Below are 21,991 nucleotides of genomic sequence, written 5' to 3' on the forward strand. Positions count from 1 at the left end.
TATTTTTTAAATACTATTAATTGTTTAATTTTGATAATTTTTTAGTACTCTTCTTTTGAGTAGTTTTTTTATCAGATAATTTTTTAGTACTCTTCTTTTGAGTAGTTTTTTTATCAGATAATTTTTTAGTACTCTTCTTTTGAGTAGTTTTTTTATCAGATAATTTTTTAGTACTCTTCTTTTGAGTAGTTTTTTTATCAGATAATTTTTTAGTACTCTTCTTTTGAGTAGTTTTTTTATCAGATAATTTTTTAGTACTCTTCTTTTGAGTAGTTTTTTTATCAGATAATTTTTTAGTACTCTTCTTTTGAGTAGTTTTTTTATTTAAAGGCAATAATTTTCGTAAATAAGGTAACTTACCTTGTAATACTATAATATGATTGTAATTAGTATACATAGCATAATAAAATATAGAAAGTATATTTTCAGTATTTAGTTTTTTAATCTTAATGTCTTTGTAAACTAATTTTTTATTATAATTATCAATATTTATTTTATCGTTATTACATAAAGGAAAATTAATTGATAATGTTCGGCCTATAGGATTTATTTGAGATTCGATTAAACCAGACGAAGATAATTGATTTCTATACTCAGAATACATATTTACAAAAAAATTAGCAGTAGAATAATCACAATATTTATACTTCCCAAGTACTCCGCTAATAGAAGAAAATAAAACCATAAAATCTAGATTTATTCCTCGGCTTGCTATATCTAAATTAATAGCACCTAAAGCTCTAACTAATAAAATTTCTTTAAATTCACTAATATTCTTTTTAGAAATTAAATTATTTTTAATAATTCCCGCGCAGTGAAGAATACCATTTAATCCATGTTTTTTTTTTAAATTAATAGATTTTATTAATTCTAAAATAGATTTTTGATCTGTTACATCTATAGAATAATATTTAATTTTTGCTCCTCTAATTTTTAATGAATTTAATTTTTCTTTTTGTAATAAATCCAATTTAGAGCGTCCAATTAAAATTAATGTAACATTATTTGTTGAATTAATAATTTCTTTAGCAAAAATTAACCCTAATTTGCCCATACCTCCAGTAATAAGATAAATTCCATCATTTTTCCAAAATAACGGAAATGCATTTTTTTTTGAAGAAATTTTATTAAAATACAATACATATCTTTTTCCATTTAAATAACGTATATTTTGATCAAAAGGCATCAAAGAATTTTCTTGAATAATTTCTTTAATAAAATTATCTTTGTTTTTTTGATTTGTAATTTCAATTATTTGTCCAAAAAAATTTGAATTTTCTATATGAGCTGTTTTTAAAATCCCAGAAATAGAATGTAAAAATTTTATAGGAAAAATAATATTTGAACATATTTTTGATTTAAAATTCTGTATCACAATTTGAAATAATATTCGTCCATTTTTGTTAATTAAATTCTGTTGAATATATTCGAATATCTTAATAGCGCAGTCAAAAAAATAATAATCTATTTTTTTTATTATAGAAAATAAGGATAAACAAATAGCGCCAGGAATAAAAATTATTTCATTTGTAAAAAAAATTACATGTATATCATAATTTTTTTTATTAGTAACATTATTTAATGGTAAAGACAGTATTGAAGATTTTTTCCATTTTAAGGTAGTTATTACATTAGAATAATTTTTATTTAAAGAAGATGTTTTTATTTTTATATTATTTTTTTTTATATTATTTTTTTTTATATTATTTTTTTTTATATTATTTTTTTTTATATTATTTTTTATATTAAATAATTTTATTAATTTAGAATGATACGAGGATATAAAATAATTAGACAAAGAATTTAATGTATTAAATTCGAAAAATAATGTTTTAGATAAGGTGCCAAATTTTTTCTCTAAAATAATATTTAACTCCATAATTGATATAGAATTAATTCCATAAGAATGTATATTTTCATTAGGATCAAGTTCATCTATTGGATACTTTAATAATGAGGAAAATATTTTTTTAAAATACTCAATAGTTTTTTCGTAAAGTAATTTATCAGTATTTTTATCGGATTTATCTAATATGGAATTAATTGAATTATTAATATTTTTTTGATTTATTTTTTTATTATTATAATTAATTTTATATTCTTTATCTTCAAAATTAAATTTATTTGATATATATCCTTTAATCTTTATATGAATAATTCCATTTTCATTGCATAAATCAATATTTAATTTTTTTATATCTTCTTGAGCTAAATTTATAGAATCATAATATATATGTACCCACATTAATTTTGTACAAGAATTAAATATATAAATATCCTCTATAACAAATGATAATAATAATTCTTTATAATTTTTTTCTATGGAAGTTAAATTTAATTTATCTAAATATAAACCAATAATACATTGTAATGCTGATCCTATTATGGAAGGATGTAATATATATTTTTTCAATGTTATTGACATTATTTTTGGTAGTATTAATTTTGCTAATACTTGTTTTTTAGAAACATATAATTCATAAACATTACGATAAGTTGGACTATGAATTAATTTAAATTTTTTAAATAAATTATAACATTGATCGGAGTTAAATTTTTGTATATCTGATTCATTTAATATTAAATTAATATCGACATATGATAAGTTATATTTATTATAATTATTATAAGATATAAATCCTTTACTATGAATTTGTAATTCTGAGGAATCTAAATTATTTAATGTAGAATAACTAATAATTTTAAATTTAATAGTATTATTAATATTTTTATTCAATTGAATTTCAATATATTTTTCTGTATTAAAAACAAAGGGATTAATCCAGGTAATATTATGAAATTCTATTACATCAGAAGATTTATAATAATTATCTTTCGAAATAGCTGTAGCCGCACAAACCATTTCTAGATACACTATATTGGGTAATATTTTTGTTTCATTAATTGAATAATCTAATAAAAAAAATTCTTTTCCTGTTAAAAATGTTCTAAATTTACAATATTTGAAAGTTGAAATATTTTCATGAACTAATGGATGTAATTTATTTATTTTTTTTGCAATTTTATAATCAGAATCATATATTTTATTTTTTTCTATTTTTTTTATCCAATAAGATTTTTTAGCAAATGGATAACCAGGTATAGAAATTCTTTTTGGTTTTTTTGGGTATAAACATGATTCTCCATAAAGTTTTTCCCAGGAAATTTTCATCCCTAATACCCATATTTCCAGTAATTTAGTTAATTTTCCACATTTCATCCATTTTTCTAAAGCCTCTTGAATTTCTTTATCATTTATAAAAATAGAAAAAATACGTTTATTTTCTTTAATTCTTCCTAAATATAATCCCTGAAAATCATTAATTCTATCATCAATAAAAGCTTGAAGTTTTATTAAAATTTCATCAAATGAAATTGCAGTTAATGCCAATCTATGATCCATTGGATCTCTTCCTACCTGTAAGGTATATGCTAATTCAAATAAATTAATATCATTTCTAATTTTTTTAAAATGATTATTAAAATTTAAAATTTGTGTCTTTTTATATTTTTTATTAATAATTGAATATAAATTGGGATAATTTAATAATATTGCGTTTACAAATGATATAATTGAATGATCATTCAAAAGAATATTAAACGAAATATCAATACTAAATTTTTTACTTAATTTTTCTAATAATATTGCACCATAGATACAATCTAATCCAATTTGACTTAATTGATCATCAAAATTAATTTCTTTTTTATTTATATTTAAAATATTTGAAATATATTTATGTACTATGTGTGACAAAATTTTACATATATTATCATGATCATAAATTTTATTTTTAATAGATATTTCATTATTTATAGTAATGAATTTTATTAAGCTAATAGCATATTCTTTTAAAGATTCTATAGTTTTTGCAGATAAAACAATTAAAGCCATAGAGTTTGATTTATATTTAAATACTTCTTTTTTTATAGAATACTCTTCAATAACTAAATGAGCATTAACTCCTCCAAAACCAAAAGAACTAATACCAGCTCGTCTAGGTATTTTTTTTCCATTAATATCACGTAATTTTTTCCATTTACAGTTATTATGCAATAAATAAAATGGACTATTTTTTAATGTAATATACGGATTAATTTTATCACAATGTAAACTTTTAACTAAAGTTTTATATTTCATTTGTAATAATACTTTAATAACACCAGCAATCCCGGCTGCTAATTCTAAGTGTCCAATATTAGTTTTAACAGAACCAATTCCACAATATGAATTTTTAATAAATTTTTCAGAATTATTAATTTTATTTAAATCACTAAATGCTGATTTTAAAGCATTAACTTCAATTGGATCACCAAGTTCTGTTCCAGTTCCATGTGCTTCAATATATGAAATTGATTGAGGATTTATATTGGCGCGAATATATGCATTTTTAATAACTTCGGTTTGTGCTTTAGGATTTGGAGCAGTTAAAGAACTACTACGTCCACCATGATTTTCTGAGCTTCCGCAAATAACTCCATAAATATGATCACCATCTTTTTCAGCTAAACTCAATTTCTTTAAAAATAACATTCCAACACCTTCTCCCCGCACATAACCATTAGCTTTATTAGAAAATGTTTTACATCTACCATCCTCACAAAGCATTCCAGCTTTACTAAAACTAATTTGTGTTTCTGGGCTAACAATTAAATTAATACCACCAACAACTGCCTGTTCGCAATCTCCAATTAATATTGCAGATAAAGCACGATGAATAGCAACAAGTGAACTAGAGCAAGCAGTTTCTACTGGTTCACTAGGTCCATGTAAATTAAGAAAATAACTCATTCTATTAGGACCAATGGAATCAATAACACCAGTTGCACTATAACTGTCAATAGTAAAATTACTATTTGCAATTAGTTGACCGTATCCACTAGAAGCAGTACCAATAAATAATGCAGTTTTACTACCAGATAAACTACCTGGAGAATAACCTGCATCCTCTATAGCTTTCCAAACATATTGCATAAGTAAACGGTGTTGCGGGTCCATAAGTTCCGCTTCTCTAGGAGATATATTAAAAAAAGAAGCATCAAAAGTATCAATATTATTAATAAACCCTCCCCATTTAATATTTGTTTTGTTTGCTTCTTTTTTAGGGTCACCATAAATAGCTTTCCAATCCCACCGACTTAACGGGATTTCACTAATACAATCTTTACCAGATAATAAATTTTTCCAAAATTCATCAATATCTTGAGACATTGGAAAACAACCACTTATACCTATAATAGCAATTTTATTATCCAATAAGTTATATGGACTATTTTTTAATTTATTATTATAAATAGATAATAATTTTTCTTTTTTTTCAATGGAATTAGATACATCCAATTTTTTATCTAATTTTACAGATTTATCTATAAATTTCTGTTTTAAGCCAAATTTAAAAATAAACTTATCATAATATTGAACACTTAATAATTTTGAAAGAGCATTAATAGTAGGATATTCAAAAAATGTTGTTGGAGTTAATTCCAGTTGATATTTTCTATTTAGTCTATTCGCTAGATCAGAAAAAGTAATTGAATCAAAACCATAATCACTTAATTGAGCGTCATTTTCAATATCTTCTAATGAAAACTTCATTAATTTTGAAATATATTTAGATAACATTTTACAAATACAATTTCTTAATTCATTATAGTTTATATTATTAGAGTTAATTTCAGATGACGATTTATTTTCCTGAAATAATGAATCAATATTTTTTTTATTAATATCTTCTAAATAATTTCGAATTCGATTTGATATACCGTATATTACCATTATTCTTGAAATATTTAATGTTATAACTTTGTAAAGAATATTAAGACCTTGTATATCAGGCATTTCAACAATTCCACTAGTTTTTAACATCATATTCTTAACAGATTCTTGCATTTTCATGCCACCATTAGACCAAAGTGGCCAATTAATGGAAATAGTACGACCATATCTTTTATTCTGTAAAGTTAATTTATTTCTATAATCTGAAAAAATATCTAAAAAAGAATTAGCTGTAGCGTAATCAGACTGTCCAGCATTACCTAATGAACCAGAAATAGATGAAAATAATACAAAAAAATCTAAATTTAAAATTTTAGTAGCTTCATCTAAGTGAATAGTTCCATTAACTTTTGGCTCTAATACCTTAATAAATTCAGAACTTGATTTTTTATAAATAAAATTATCCATAAGTAATCCAGCGCAATGTATAATTCCATTAATAAAATTATATTTATTAATAATATTTTTTATAAATTCTTCTACCTCTATTTTTTTATTAATATCTAAACAATAATATTTAATTTTAATATTTTTTATGGATAAATTATTGATATTTTCTTGAATTTTATTATTTAAAAATGATCTACCGCATAAAATAACAACTCCTTTATTAATTTTATGTGTAATAAATTTAGCAATTAATAATCCTAACCCCCCATTTCCTCCAGTTATTAAATATATACCATTTTCCTTTAATGGAGAAAAAATAGATCGCTCATCAGAAGTAAAATTTAATTCTTTCCAGCTAAAAACTTCACGACCAATAGAACTATAACGAATTTTATTTTCATAAATTTTATTGACGCTATTAGAATAAATTATACTAGCTATATATTTAGACGAATATAAATTTGAAACATCATAATCCCTTAATCCAATTAATTGACCATGAAATTTAGTATTTTCACGATTTACAGATTGTAATAATCCTGATAAACCATTTAAAAACATACTCTTTTCATTTTCAATGAATACTATTTGTAATAAAATATTCCCTTGTAATTTAGATTTTAAAATATTTCTAATTTTTCTAAAAATGTGCAAAGAAACAGTTGTATAAATATCCTGAATAGATTCTTGTTGTATACATAAATAAAAATATTTAGAAAGTGGTATATTTTTTTTAATTTCCTCATCGATATTTTTTTGAAAATTATTATTAAAATCACATAATATAATAAAATGATTAGACCAAATAGAAAAATTAGAAAGATTTTTTATTTTGTTTTTTTTAATATCTATTTTTATATCTTTTCTAACCCATATAGGTTTATATACTAAAGCAGTAAAATCTTTTGAAAGATTATTAGTTTTTAATGAACGAGAAGATAGCCCTCTCATACAAATACAAACTTTTCCTTGTTTATCGTAAAAATCAATATCTAATTTTTGAATATTACTATTAAATAAACTATTTTTAGAGTAACGTATCCAAACCCACAGTGAAGTAGATGGTTTTGATAATAAAATAAAATATTCCAGTGCAAATGGTAATGAAACTATATTTTTATTATTTAAAATAACTTTATTTGTTTTTTTATCAAAATTTATATAACCAAAATAAGCCATAAAACCAATACAAGCCTGTAATCCTGAATCAACTAAACCAGGATGAAACATAAATTTTTTAGAATATTTATAATTTTCTTTTATATTTTTTAGTAATTTTAATTTTGCTAATACTTGAGGGGGTTTTTTTTCATTTTTCGGTGAAAAATAAATTTTTTCTAAACATTGGTGAGTTGGTCCATAGTTAATGCCCATATCATTAAATATTTGATAACAAATATTACCTAATAAAAAATTAGTATCTAATTGTATTTTTGTAAAATTTTCTAATAAATTATCAATGTTAATATTATCAATATCATTAATAATAGGCATATTTTTAGTTATTGCAATTCCTTGACTATGAATAATACGCTCATTAATATTATTTTTTTCTTGTTCACTATAAATTTGATATGAAATTTGATCATTAGTTTCTTGATTCATTTTCATGTGCAAAATTTTTGAACAATTTTCATTAACAAAAAATGATTGAGCCCAAACAATATTTTTTAATTGAATAATAGATTGATTAGATATATTTTTAATTGTTATTTTTTTTATTGCAGAACAAACCATTTCTAAATACATTACACCTGGTAATATTTTTTTATTCATTACCATATGATCAATTAGAAAAAATTCTTTTCCAGTTAATTTGGCGCTAAAATAATATTTTCCTAAATTTGATATACTATTTTTTAATAAAGTATGTGATTTTAAATAATAATCAATATTTTTTTTATTATCTAAATTTTCAATCCAATAACTTTTTTTAGAAAAAACATATGTAGGTAACGAAACACGATGTAATTTATGTTTTTTATTATCATAAATTTTTAACCAATTAATTTTTATACCTTTTATCCACCATAATGCAAGTTGTTTATAATTTTTATTATTAAAACAATCATTAATATCACTATCTGATATAAAATTCTTATTTTTAATAAAAAAAATATTTTTTTCTTTTTTTAGATTACCATAATAACAAGAGATAATATTTTCTAATTTTTCTTTATTCTTTATTGAAAAATAAATCTGCTCTAACTTTAAATATAACTGTGAAATAGAATTTACAATTATAGCTAATCTAGTTGACATTTCCTCTCTTCCTACTTGTAATGTATATGCAATATCAACTAAATTTACTATTTTTTTTTTCTCTAATATTTTTTTTACGAAATAAAAAAATTCAATAATTATATCATTTAATCTATCTATATTTTTTGCAGACAATATAATTAATACATCAGAATCAATTATTTTAAAATTATATTTTGTAGTGTTTTTAATATATTCTTCAATAACTATATGAGCATTAGAACCACCCGCCCCAAAAGAACTAACTCCTGCTCGACGAAGTAATTTATTATCATTTAATATCGGAGGTTTCCAAAAACAACCTTTTTGTAAAATATAAAATGGTGATTCTTCTAATTCAATCATTGGGTTAATATCTTCACTATGAATACTTTTATATAAGTAACTATTACGCAAAGATAATACCGTTTTAATTACACCAGCAATTCCGGCTGAAGTTTCTGTGTGACCGATATTTGATTTTATTGAACCTAATCCACAAAAATTAATATTTGATTTAGAAATATTATTTATTTTGAATAATTCTTCAAAAGCCATTTTTAAACCATTAACTTCAATTGGATCACCTAGTTTTGTACCAGTTCCATGGCACTCAATATATCCTATGCTTCTTGGATCACTTTTAGCTTTATTATGTGCTTCAATAATTAATTGTGCTTGTGATTTTGGATTAGGAGCAGTTAAAGAAGTTGACATTCCTCCATGATTTTCTGATGACCCACGAATAACTGCTAATATATTATCATTATCCTTTTCGGCTAATTTTAAAGATTTTAGAAGTATAACACCAATACCATCGCTACGCCCATAACCATCTGCATATTTTGAAAAAGTTTTGCAGCGTCCATCTTTAGAAATCATACCAATTTTATTGTACATAATATGCATATCAGGTGAAATAATTAAATTTGCACCACCAGCAATTGACATTTCACATTCTTCGTGTTGAATGCTTAATATGGCTCGATGTAATGCAACCAAGGAACTAGAACATGCGGTATCTATAACCTGACTAGGTCCATGTATATCAAGATAAAATGATAAACGATTAGGACAAAACATATGACCTAAACTAGTAAGATGCAACGAATCCATTTTTCTAGACTTATTAACCATATGAGCATAATCTTGTAAATTAATACCAATAAATATGCCAATTTTTTTACCAGATAAAGATTTTGGTGCGTATCCAGCTGATTCAATTAATTTCCAAACACATTGAATAAATAAACGGTGCTGTGGATCCATAAGTTCCGCTTCTCTAGGGGACATACCAAAAAATATAGGATCAAATTTATCAATATCTGGCGCAAATCCACCATATTTTACATTTGTAAAATTTCCTTTTTGCGGATCTCCAAATATTTTTTTCCAATCCCACCGACTTAACGGGATTTCACTAATACAATCATTTTCATTACGCAAATTTTTTTCAAGTATTTGTAAATTTGGACTATTAGGGAATATACCCTCCATAGAAATAATAGCAATTGGTTCGTAACCTATGGAATCTGATGATGTATTTATGGAATCTGATGATGTATTTATGGAATCTGATGATGTATTTATGGAATCTGATGATGTATTTATGGAATCTGATGATGTATTTATGGAATCTGATGATGTATTTATAATAAATTTAAATTTATTTATCCAATCTTTTATGTCAGTATTATTTTCTTTTATTTCTTGTTTTTCTGGTTCTTGATTTACTTTTTCTTTTAATTCTTGATTAATTTTATTTTTTTTAAAAAAATATAATTTAATTTTTTTTCTGTAACGTTTAAATAAAATATTAACTAATTCTTCTATATTTTTTGCCTCAAAAAATACAGTAGGAGCGATTGGAAAATTTAATATATTAGAAATACATCTTATAATTTCAGTAACAATTATAGAATCTACTCCATAACGAGATATATTTTCTTGCATATTCATTCGCTCTAATGGAATTTTTAATACCTTTGAAACAATATTAGCGATTTTTTTATAAAAATATATATATAATGAATTTTTTTCTTTTTTCTTTATATTTAAAATTAATTTTTCTTTATTTTGAGTAACTATTTTTTTTTTATTATTTTTTAAATCATTCCTTAAATTACTTCTTGAAGAATTAACAATTTCATTTTCTAAAAATTGTTGCATTTTTATATTAATATCCTGAAAATTACTAAGCATAATTATATATTCTCCTATTTACTCATCTAACATATCACGATACATTCTAGCGCATTTGATAAACTTCCAAAAATCCACTTCCCATAAATGTCTGTGCGAATCTATAAAATAATCTTGCCCCAAATCTGGGTTATCATTTTTTTTTGCATTAAGAAATTTTAAATAACCCTTGCTTTTTCTAATAAAAGCTTGAATATAACTGCGTATAAATTGCCCTTGCAATCTTAATCCATCACCAAGACCTGCGGCAGCATTTACGAAACCAAAAAAAAATATATTATCTAAATTTCTTGGGGCAATATGAATAAATAAATCAGGTATTCCTAATTTCCATTCCAATTTTTCTTTATCAATAAAAGGAAAATGACGATTATAACCTGTGGCATATATAATAGTATCTACCTCTATATGAGTATCATCAACAAAATGTACAATATTACCATTAAGATTTTTAATATCATCTTTTGGTAAAATATCTCCATGACCTATATGATAAAGAATTTGTGAATTCATAATTGGATGAGCTGCATCTAAAGGATGATCTGGTTTTTTTAAACCATAATCAACGCCATCAAAACCAGCTAACTTGAAAACTTGTTTTATATAAGCCATAGTTTCCTCTTTAGAAGAAAATTTATTTCCTAATTGTAGCATCCATTGAGGAGTTGGTTTTCCATCTATAAATTTAGGGTAATAATGATACCCTCTTCTAGTGCTATGATAAACTTTTTCAGAGTGATGAGATGCATCTACCGCAATATCACAACCAGAATTTCCTGCTCCAACAACTAATACTCTCTTGTTTCTAATTTGATCTGGAGATTTATAATCCATAGAATGCAAAATTTCTCCACTAAAATAACCTGAATAATTTGGATAACGAGCAACTCGTTGAGCACCATTACAAACAGCAATAAAATCATATTTTTTTTTCTTGCCATTTGAAAGTTCTACTTCCCAAATATCTTCATATTGTTCTAAATTAATTACTTCAGTATTAAAAATAGAATGATTATATACATCAAATTTTTTTGCATAAGATCGTAAATAATCAAGCATCATGCTATGATTTGGATAAACAGGATAATTATCTGGCATTGGATAATCTGGAACTTGTGTATTAAATTTTGGTGAAATAAGATGTAATGATGGATATACTCGACCACAGGAAGCTTGACTATTCCATACTCCACCTAAATCTGACTCCATTTCGTATAAATCATAGTTAATATTACCTTCACTTAATTCACGACCAAGACCAATACCCAAGGGGCCGCCTCCAATAATACATAATTTAATATTTTTATTTTTATATTTCATAATTTTATGTTTTATAAAGAATTTATTATAATAAAATAATTTATACTAATAATTTAAAAAATAAAAATTATGCTTTAATTCTTTATTTTTAGTATAAATTTTATAATAATTTAAAAATTATATTTTTTTTGCTGTAACAATAATATAACCAAGATTTTTACTCATATATTTAAATAAATAAAGCCAATTATCTATAGATTTTTCTGGATTAGGTATAGATTTATAAATTTCTTTTTTGTATGTTAAAGTAGCTTCAGTTAATTTTGAAACTAATAATGGCATTACATGAGAAGTAATATCATCAATTTTTATTAATTCAAATCCAGATTTATTTAGTAAATCTGGGTAATGTTCTACTAAAATAAAATTAGAATGAATATTTTTTTTGACATATTCTTTAAATTTATTATCATTTTTACTAACAGATAATAAAGGTAAATCAGTTAAGGTTAAAATAGACCCAGATTTTAATACTCTTCTTGCTTCATTTAATGCGGCACTATGATTCATATGAAAAATTGATTCAAAAAACCATCCACCATCAAAACTGTCATTATCAAATGGTAAATTGAGCGCATCACCATGTAAAAAATTAACTTTATCTAATAATCCTTCCGCTTTCGCAGTTTTCATTGCACTTTCTTGTTGAAATTTACTGATAGTAATACCATCAACTCTACACCCTTTGGCTTTAGCTAAACGAATTCCAGATAATCCAAATCCACAACCAATATCAATAAAACGTTGTCCTTTAGTAATAGAAGTTTTATTAATCATTATTCTTGAAAGTTTATCTGATCCTTGCGCAAAATTATCTTTAGAATTACTTTCATCCCAATAACCCCAATGCATATGCCCACCAAATAAAACTGATCCTATTTGACCTTCTGGGGAATCATAAAGGGTAGCTACTGTTTTTTTTCCTTTATTTCCTTTATTTTCTTTAATGTCTTTATTTTCTTTGATGTCTTTAATATCTTTATTTTTATTCTTTTGAGTATCTATTTTATTCATTTTTAAATATCCTTAAAAAATTAAAATATATTTGAAAAAATTATTTTTTATTAATCAATAAAATTTTTTTATTAATTTGAAAAACATTATTTTTAAATACTACTTACGAAGTAAGTAAAACTTATATTATAAAATATAAATTATCAATAATATAATTTGACTTAATTTTTAATTTTATAGAAATTAAAATAATAAAAATTATTTAAAATTTTAAATTTTTAATAATTAATATTTTTAATTTATCATTAATGATTAGGAAAAAAAACTTGAAATTTTTTATTAAGATATTCAGAACATGCTAACATTAAATCTTCTGAAATCTTATTAACATAACGATTACGCCAATTTTCTAAAGAAGTTTTTTTAATCCATTGATTATAAGCGCCCATAGCAGGACCAGTATGTACTTGATAATCTATTTTATCACCTTCTCCCTTAAGAGCAATACGCATAGCATAAATAAAATACCAACGAAAAATTAATGCCATTTTTATTTTAGGAAATTTTTCTGCTTTTTCAATTTCTTCTGGTAATTCTTTTAAGTAATATGATTTTGTTTCTTGATATACTTCATCAAAACTTCTTTTTAAATAACGATCTTGTATTTCTCTTTGCATTACTGATGGAATTTGATCAAGAGAAGAGTAAACTCGCCAAATATCATATAGTTTATTAGCTCTCATTGGAAATAAAACTCCACGTTTTAATACTTGTATTTTTGATCCTAATTCAAACATATCTCCAGCAGGAGCATATGCTGTATCTTGTATATTAATATCCTGAAGCATATCTTTAACAATATCACTAGTACCAGCTTCAACTGTACATTGATTAATAGAGCCAGTAACAATAAAGTCAGCTCCTAATAAAAAAGCGCAGGCAGCAGCTTCTGGTGTACCAATTCCTCCTCCACTACCAATTCTTACAAAATTATAAAAGTTATATTTTTCTTGCATTTTATCACGTAAACGTATAATTGTTGGTAATAAAACTGACGTTACACCCATATCAGTATGACCAGCGGAATCAGCTTCAACACATATATCAGAAGCTAATGGTATTTTTTGTGATAAATCAGCTTCTTTTTGAGAAATATGATTATTTAATAATAATTTATTTACTATTTCAGACGGAGCTGGATTTAAAAATAATAATGCTATTTCTGGTCTTGAAACTTTTGCTATAATACGATTATTTGATATAATCTTACGATTATTATCAACATGTAAACCTTTTAAGCGAAATTTCACCAAAGATGGTGTAATTTGAACAAAAGCAGATGCTTCTATATTATGTACATCATAATCCAATAAAAGATTAACTAAATCCATTTCATGTTTTAAATTAGATAAATTAGCTAATACATTCATTCCATAAGATTCATTGTTTTTTAATATAGACTTAATTTTTTTTAAAGCTTCTTCAATTTCTAACAATGACATACCACCTGTACCATAAAAGGATAAATAACCAGATTTACTCATACTAGTAACAAGTTTTACTGAGGAAATTCCTTTTGCCATTGCGCCAGCAACATAACTAAAACGTACATTATAATCTTTTCTAAATTGTACGGAACCTAAATTTTCTGGTGTTATAATCATAAAATAAAAATTAATATTATTTAAATATAAAAATTTGTTAATCAATATAATAACTTATTAAGTCTACTTATTAGTATTAATAATGACTTATTAAGTCTACTTATTAGTATTAATGTGGTATTATATTACTAATTTATTTTTAAAAGAAATTTAATAGTTTTAAAAATTTATTTAAAAATAAAAAACAAAAATAATAAAATACAATATCTTAAAATATAAAATTTTAATAAAATTCTAAAAAACATGAAACTTATGCGTTATAATCATATTCCCAAAATTAATATAATATCTTATATTTTATTTTTTCTCTCTTTTTTTACAGTATTTTTTTCTGGAAAAATTGTCAGTAAAGAAATAAAAATTGGAACATCAATACCATTAACTGGACAATTTTCTAATATTGGTAAATATTATCACGATGCTTATAAATTTACTATTGATAAAATAAATGAAAGTGGAGGTGTGAAAGTTAATAATTCATTTAAAAAATTATCTCTTAAGTTATATGATAATCAATCAAATATCGGTATTAATAAGTGTCAATATATTAAACTAATCACAGAAGATAATATTAATTTTTTATTAGGACCTTTTTTAAATAATTTTATACTTAATAATTCTTTTATTTCCGAAAAATACAAAACTATTATTATGCAAAGTTGTGGAATTTCAAACCAAATTTTATCAAATAATTTTAAATATGTTTTTGGTTTATTTATACCAGCTAAAAATTATTTTCAAGATACTATAGAAATTTTAAAAAAAATGAAAATAAAAAATGAAAAAATTGTGTTTCTTTATGTTAATGATGCATTTCATTCTGCTATTGCAAATGGAGTATCTTTAATATTTAAAAAATTTAATTTAAATAAAATTATAAATAAAAATTATTCATTAAATACTATTGATTTCACCTCATTAATAGCACAAATAAAAAATATAAACGCAAAAATAATATTTTTTTCTGGATATGAAACAAATATTATTAATTTTATACGACAAATTAAAATTTTTAAAATAAAACCTATGTTTTTTTCATTGACTTCTGATTTATTAAATAAAAATATTAGGAATTTACTAAAAAATGAAAATAATTATACTTATGGTATAACTCCCTGGTTGCCTAATTTTAATTTTAAAGATCGTTGGTTTAGTAATGCTAAAAATTTTTCAAATGAATATAAAAAAAAATTTGGATATTATCCTGATTATCATTCAATTTTTGCTGTAATTGATATTGAATCATTAGTATATGCAATAGAAAAATCAAATGATCTTAATCCATTAAAAGTAAAAAAACAGTTAAAAAAATTAAATTTTAATAGCATATATGGTAAAATTACTTTTAATAAAAATAATAAAATGATAATATCACAAAATGTTATTAAAATTCAAAATAATAAATTAGTTCCAGCTAATAGTTAAATATTTTAATGATTTTTAAAATCTAAAAATAATGAATTTACTAATACAAATTTTTATTAATGGTATTTTACAAGGTGGTTTTTATATCATAATAGCGTTAGGATTGGCACTAACTTGGGGAATACTTAATATTCCTAATCTTACCCATGGGACATTTATTGTATTAGGTGGTTATATAACATGGTATTTATATAATAATTTTAATATAGATCCATTATTAAATTTACCAATTGTAGCATTAATAATGTTTATATTAGGTTATATTATACAACGTTTATTAATTAATTTTGTTATAAAAGCACCAAAATTTAATACTCTTTTGCTTACTTTTGGATTAGATATGTTGTTAACCAACATAATACAATTAATATTTTTAACAAATTCTTATATTATTAATCCGATTTATGCAAGTAAAAGTATAACATTTGGAGATTTTTTATTTCCTGAAATTAAATTAATAGCATTTTTCATAGGAATTTTTTTAGCAATTGGCATGTGGTTTTTCTTATTATATACTAAATTAGGATATTCAATTCGAGCCACAAGTCAGAACAAAATAATTGTACGTTTTTGCGGGATAAATCCAGGACATTTATATGCGATAACTTTTGCTATTAGCTCAGCTATTTCTGGAATTGCTGGCGCATTTTACGGAATGATATTTCAAATTAATCCATATATTGGTCCTATGCTTACGACTAAATCATTTATAATTTCTAGTATTGGAGGATTAAATAATCCAATTAATATAATTTTTGGGGCAATATTATTAGGTATTGTGGAATCTTTAACTACATTATACATTGGACCAACTTTTACTGATTTATTTAGTTTTAGTATTTTAGTTTTAATATTTTTTTTTCGTCCAAATGGATTAATGGGAAAAGTTAGATGAAAAATTTAAAATTATTTAAATATTCTATTTACGTATTAATATTGATATTATTAATTTTTTTACCTTCATACGCTCCAGATGTATTAATGCAATTTAGTATTAATGTTTTATTATCATCTGTTTTGGCGCAAAGCTGGAATATTATTGGAGGTTATACTAATTATGTTTCTTTTGGTAATTCAGTATTTTATGGTCTTGGTAATTATTGTACAGCAATAACAATAAAAAGATTTAATTTTTCTTTTGGTATTAGTTTAATTTTTAGCATATTATTAGTTATATTTTTTGTAATATTTATTAGAAAATTTATTTTTCGTTTAAAAGGACAGTATTTTGCAATTACAACTTTAGCTATTTCTCAAATAACAATGTTGATTTTATCTAAAGTAAAATTTACTGGAAAAAATATTGGATTAATAATTCCAGAATTTAATAATGATACTTTTTTTTATGAAATATATTTATTATTATTAATAATTATAACATTAAATATTTATTTTTTAACTAAAAGTAAATTTATATTAGGATTAATTGCGATTCGTGAAAACGAAGAAAATGCAATAGCATTAGGTATTAATACTAATTTTTATAAAACATTAATTCTAATATTTTCTGGTACATTTGTTGCATTAGCAGGGAGTGTTCATGCTTATTGGGTTTCTTTTGTAACCCCAGATAGTGCTTTTGATACAAGTCTTAATATAAAAATGATTCTTATGACAGTTTTAGGTGGTTTAGGAACAATAATTGGTCCAATTATAGGTTCATTTTTGTTTTTATTTTTATCAGAAATAATGGTTAATAATTTTACTGGTATTGCCAATATATTTCTTGGATTTATAATTATAATTTTAATAATAATTATGCCTAATGGTTTTATAAAAATTTTCACTAATTTTCATAAAATTAATAAAAATTACTTTATTAAAAAAATTAAAAAAAATAAATTATGACATCTATTTTAAAAATTTTTAATGTTACTAAATGTTTGAACAATTTTTTAGTAATTAATAATGTAAATTTTTCATTAAAAAGGGGTGAAATATTAGGAATAACTGGAAATAATGAATCTGGTAAAACAATACTTGCACGTATAATTAGTGGATTTATAATACAAGATAAAGGAGATATATTTTTCCAAAAAAAAATAATTAATTCTTTTTTACCATTTAAACGAGTTAAATTAGGTATTATTCATATATTTCAAAATAAAAATTTATTTAATAATTTATCTGTTTTAGATAATGTAACAATTAGTATATTATTTGGATCAAATGATAATATTAATCTTATTTATTCACGTCAAAAAGCATTTGAATATTTAAAATTTGTAGGTTTGCAAAAATTTTTTAATTCCAAAATTAATACATTAACTCGGCTTAATAAACAAAAATTGAAATTAGCGAAAGCTTTTGGTGCAAAACCCAAAATAATTTTATTAGATGAAATAATGTCTGGTTTAAATAAAATTGAAGTTTTAAAATTAGCTAAAATAATTGAAAAAATTCGTAATTTAGATATTAGTATTTTATTTATTGATAAAAATTTCAGTGCTATTAAAATTTTAGTGGATCGTTTATTAGTTTTATATCGTGGTAATAAAATAGCAGATGATTTTCCAAAAAAGATATTATCTGATAAAATTTTACTAAATAAATTGAGTTAAAAATATGAAAAATTTAAATAAAAAATATCCAATTTTAGAAATTAAAAATTTATACTTAAAGTATAATAATAAATTAATTTTAAATAAAATAAATTTAAATTTTTTTTCCGGAGAAATAGTAACTTTAATTGGGAAAACAAATTCTGGAAAAACTACTTTTGCTCATGCAATATATAACATGTTACCATATGCTGGTAAAATTATTTTTAATAAAAATAAAATATATAAATTAACATATGACAAAATTTTTAAACTAGGATTAGTCTATGTTATGCAAAAAAATAGATTATTTGAACAAATAACAGTAGAAGAAAATTTATTAATAGGAGCTTATTTAAGAACTAATAAACTTTTAATTATGAGGGATTTAAATAAAATATATTCAATATTTCCTAAATTATTTGAACAGCGCATGCAATTAGCTATTAATTTATCCAATGGACAAAAAAAAATATGCTCAATAGCACGCGCATTAATGGCTTCACCAAAATTTATAATTATTGATGAAATTAGCTTTGGAATTACAAATAAAATAATAAATAAAATAATAAAAATATTAATAGAAATACAAAAATTTGGTACAACTATTTTTTTGATAGAAAAAAATATACAATTAATTATACCTATTTCTGATCATATTTATATTATAAAAAAAGGAAGTATTATAAAATCACAAAATTATAGAAATAACTAAGAGTTATAAATATAATATGAATGTAAAATTATCCTATAAATTTATGAACTGGAAAAACAATGACAAAAAATAATATTTTTAATGTTATTAAAAAAAACATTTTAGACACTTTACCCAAAATATCACCACATATAATTTCATATGAAAAAAAATTAGTTGATTTAGGCGCAAATTCTGTAGATAGAATTGAAATTATTATAATGTCAATGAAAGATTTAAATATAAAAATTCCATTACTTAATTTTTCTAAAGTATCTACAATTGAAGATTTAATAAATGTATTTTTTGCAAAATTAAATTAATTAAACCATTTATAACGCCTATAAAATCCCTTAATTTCTACTAAAAATATTCTTTTTTGATTATTTTTTTTTAATGATTTTTTTATAAATTTCCATATATTTGGTAAAATATTAGTGTCTAAAACTGCATCCCTTGTACCAAATTTAACAACATTTTTATCTTTTATTAATACTTCATATTCATTTATATTTAATTGATAACGAGAATCTAAATATTTTTTAATATTTAGTAATTTAATTTTTTTTTGACTAATAGATGTTGCAACACCACTATAAAATTCAGAACTACAACCCGATCCATATGAAAATAATCCAATTCGCTTAGGAAAGTTAAAATCTCCATTTTCAATAATACTAATTAAAGAAACCATAATAGTTCCCCCCATAATATTACCAACTTTTTGACAAAATATTAAACCTAATTTTACACGTTTTTGAAAATCTTTTTCAATATCAATTTTATCAATATTAGAGCTATGTTGACGCATCATATAACGATGAGCACCATTAACCATACCACCAAAAGGAGTATGAAAACTCAAATAATCAAAAGAAGTTTTATAATTAACATTAGGTACACGTTTTTTATATTCTTTAAAACTTTGAGCACAACAATCTAAATATGATAATAAAGATAAATCTGCATTTCCGGCTTCACTATCGGGTATTGGACGACATGTATCCATTACTTCAAAACTATAATATCCATTAGAACCAATATCAAATTGAAATATTTCAGGTTTATCACTGATCAACATAGCTACAGCTCCTGCGCCTCCACTTGGTTCAAAAAAGGCCCATTCCATTGTTAATTCATTTTTATCTTCTGTAACAAAAAAACGAGAAATATCGGTGGCAATAACCAATGCTTTAGCACCTGGAGATACTTTAGATAAAATAAAATTAATCGCCATTTGTAAACCAGCTGTACAAGAATAACAGGCTTGTTTTAATTCAAATAAACGACAATTACGATTTAAACCTAAATAATGATGAATATATGTGCTCATTGATTTTCCAAAATCAATTCCTGATTCGGAGCATGTAATAATTAACTCAATGCTATTTTTATCGATATTCGATAAATTATCAATTAATGGGGCTGCGGCATTAATAGCAAAACTAACTGGATCTTCATAAGGCAAAGAAACAGATTTTTGTTGCATAAGTAAATTTTCAAAACGCACAGTATCTAGTTTTCTGTATTTAGCTAATTCAATAACATCAATAAATACACTGCCTCCATACAAATTAATTGCCTCAATTCCAACTTTTATCATATTTTTTCTCATTAAATAATATTAAAATTTTTGTATATGTAATATTTAAAATACTTTTTAAATATAATTATAAATTATATGCTTTATAATTTTTATAACGGTATTTTATTATTTCTTGAAATTTTACTAATATCAACAGATTCTTTATAAAATTGAATTTTATTTTCTGAAAAATTTAATAAAAAGTTATTAAAAGATTTTCCATGTAATTTGTTTTTTAACTTTATTTTAACATCATATATTGGAAGCATACGAATAACATAAATTTCTCTTGCCTGTTGTGTATTTTTCCAGTATTCTGCAAAATGAAAATTTTTATTATTAAATAGTAAAACTTTACCTTTTGTTTCAATAGTTTCAGTAAAATCATTAATATATTGTGTCTTTACTAAAGAAAGCATATTTTTATATATACTCATTAGTTCTTGGTGCATTGTGCTTTTAATAAACGAATTAATTTTAGAATAATTAATTAAATTAGGATCAATATAATTATTTTTATCTAAATAAATTATATTTTTTGAAAAATATTCATATAATAATTTTAATAGCATATTTCCTGGAATTTTTAGTTTTTTTTCTGGTAAAACTTTAAGTTTTCCCCCATTAATATAGTTTAAATCAACTAAAGGAATATATATACTTAAATCATTTTCAGTTTCATAAAAATGATGAAAATTTGGTAAATCACTATGTATTCCAGCTGCTGAAGATAAATGATTACTATGCAAATACATATCATATGATACAAGCATATAATGAGCTTTAAAAAAACGAAAAAAACCTTTTTCAGATAATTCTTTTAATACTTTTTTGATAAAAATTTGTTCACAATAAACAGCTTTGCTATAAGATTTATTATAAAAATTTTTAACCGATATTTTTGCAAATTTTGGAAATACTTTTAAAAAAAAATTAAAAAATTTTTTTTGCATCATATATGCAAGATGTTCATTATAATCAAAAAATTTTGGAAAATCATTATGACCTATTTTTTTTCTTGTATAGTATTCCTGGATTTCATTAACTAAATTATTGCTTAAAGAAATATTAGTTTCAATAAATCCATTAGTATAATATTCCATAAAATATTTTTCTTTAAGAATTTTAAACACTATAAGCTCCTTATATTTAAATTATTTTAATAAATACTTAAATAAATTTTTGAAAATTATTAATTAT

12 protein-coding genes and 2 pseudogenes are annotated in these 21,991 nt (G+C 22.6%); 6 read left to right on the forward strand and 8 right to left on the reverse strand.

The window, feature by feature from the left end:
- Nucleotides 1-16: 16 nt before the first annotated feature.
- From SSDC_RS02185 to SSDC_RS00695, 6 genes and pseudogenes are all read right to left on the reverse strand, one after another.
- Nucleotides 17-3,757: an SDR family NAD(P)-dependent oxidoreductase gene (locus SSDC_RS02185; protein ID WP_478219356.1), complete on the reverse strand. Its 3,741-nt coding sequence runs from the start codon at nucleotides 3,755-3,757 to the stop codon at nucleotides 17-19.
- A 30-nt stretch (nucleotides 3,758-3,787) separates the two neighbouring features.
- Nucleotides 3,788-5,608, reverse strand: a pseudogene (locus SSDC_RS02190) (beta-ketoacyl synthase N-terminal-like domain-containing protein); the annotation flags it as partial.
- 309 nt (nucleotides 5,609-5,917) lie between these two features.
- Nucleotides 5,918-10,609, reverse strand: a pseudogene (locus SSDC_RS02195) (SDR family NAD(P)-dependent oxidoreductase); the annotation flags it as partial.
- 18 nt (nucleotides 10,610-10,627) lie between these two features.
- Nucleotides 10,628-11,929 carry a flavin-containing monooxygenase gene (locus SSDC_RS00685; protein WP_020915400.1) on the reverse strand — a complete coding sequence of 434 codons (1,302 nt, stop codon included), beginning with the start codon at nucleotides 11,927-11,929 and terminating at the stop codon, nucleotides 10,628-10,630.
- 117 nt (nucleotides 11,930-12,046) lie between these two features.
- A complete protein-coding gene (locus SSDC_RS00690) occupies nucleotides 12,047-12,943 on the reverse strand; it encodes an SAM-dependent methyltransferase (protein ID WP_020915401.1) in 897 nt (298 codons plus the stop codon).
- A 245-nt stretch (nucleotides 12,944-13,188) separates the two neighbouring features.
- The gene (locus SSDC_RS00695) at nucleotides 13,189-14,547 is read right to left on the reverse strand and encodes a PfaD family polyunsaturated fatty acid/polyketide biosynthesis protein (RefSeq protein ID WP_020915402.1); all 1,359 of its coding nucleotides are present in this window, start codon (nucleotides 14,545-14,547) and stop codon (nucleotides 13,189-13,191) included.
- Nucleotides 14,548-14,790: 243 nt separating this feature from the next.
- Here SSDC_RS00695 and SSDC_RS00700 point away from each other — a divergent pair, with 243 nt between their 5' ends.
- From SSDC_RS00700 to SSDC_RS00725, 6 genes are read left to right on the forward strand one after another with little or no spacing between them, the layout of a single operon-like run.
- The gene (locus tag SSDC_RS00700) at nucleotides 14,791-15,972 is read left to right on the forward strand and encodes an amino acid ABC transporter substrate-binding protein (protein ID WP_020915403.1); all 1,182 of its coding nucleotides are present in this window, start codon (nucleotides 14,791-14,793) and stop codon (nucleotides 15,970-15,972) included.
- A 31-nt stretch (nucleotides 15,973-16,003) separates the two neighbouring features.
- Nucleotides 16,004-16,867, forward strand: coding sequence for a branched-chain amino acid ABC transporter permease (locus SSDC_RS00705; protein ID WP_020915404.1), 864 nt, complete (start codon nucleotides 16,004-16,006; stop codon nucleotides 16,865-16,867).
- A complete protein-coding gene (locus SSDC_RS00710) occupies nucleotides 16,864-17,820 on the forward strand; it encodes a branched-chain amino acid ABC transporter permease (protein ID WP_020915405.1) in 957 nt (318 codons plus the stop codon). The genes SSDC_RS00705 and SSDC_RS00710 overlap by 4 nt, the downstream gene beginning before the upstream one ends.
- Nucleotides 17,817-18,533, forward strand: a complete 717-nt coding sequence (locus SSDC_RS00715; RefSeq protein ID WP_020915406.1) for an ATP-binding cassette domain-containing protein — start codon at nucleotides 17,817-17,819, stop codon at nucleotides 18,531-18,533. Before SSDC_RS00710 ends, SSDC_RS00715 begins: the two co-directional genes overlap by 4 nt.
- A 4-nt stretch (nucleotides 18,534-18,537) precedes the next feature.
- Nucleotides 18,538-19,227, forward strand: coding sequence for an ATP-binding cassette domain-containing protein (locus SSDC_RS00720; protein ID WP_020915407.1), 690 nt, complete (start codon nucleotides 18,538-18,540; stop codon nucleotides 19,225-19,227).
- Nucleotides 19,228-19,286: 59 nt separating this feature from the next.
- Nucleotides 19,287-19,529: a phosphopantetheine-binding protein gene (locus SSDC_RS00725; protein ID WP_020915408.1), complete on the forward strand. Its 243-nt coding sequence runs from the start codon at nucleotides 19,287-19,289 to the stop codon at nucleotides 19,527-19,529.
- Here SSDC_RS00725 and SSDC_RS00730 read toward each other — a convergent pair.
- Together SSDC_RS00730 and SSDC_RS00735 are read right to left on the reverse strand one after the other, a co-directional pair.
- Nucleotides 19,526-20,809 carry a hydroxymethylglutaryl-CoA synthase family protein gene (locus SSDC_RS00730; RefSeq protein WP_020915409.1) on the reverse strand — a complete coding sequence of 428 codons (1,284 nt, stop codon included), beginning with the start codon at nucleotides 20,807-20,809 and terminating at the stop codon, nucleotides 19,526-19,528. The two genes, SSDC_RS00725 and SSDC_RS00730, sit on opposite strands and share 4 nt — an antisense overlap.
- Nucleotides 20,810-20,901: 92 nt before the next feature.
- A complete protein-coding gene (locus SSDC_RS00735; RefSeq protein WP_020915410.1) occupies nucleotides 20,902-21,924 on the reverse strand; it encodes a hypothetical protein in 1,023 nt (340 codons plus the stop codon).
- Between the last annotated feature and the right edge of the window lie 67 nt (nucleotides 21,925-21,991).

It is taken from the genome of Candidatus Profftella armatura, assembly GCF_000441555.1.
Classification (GTDB): domain Bacteria; phylum Pseudomonadota; class Gammaproteobacteria; order Burkholderiales; family Burkholderiaceae; genus Profftella; species Profftella armatura.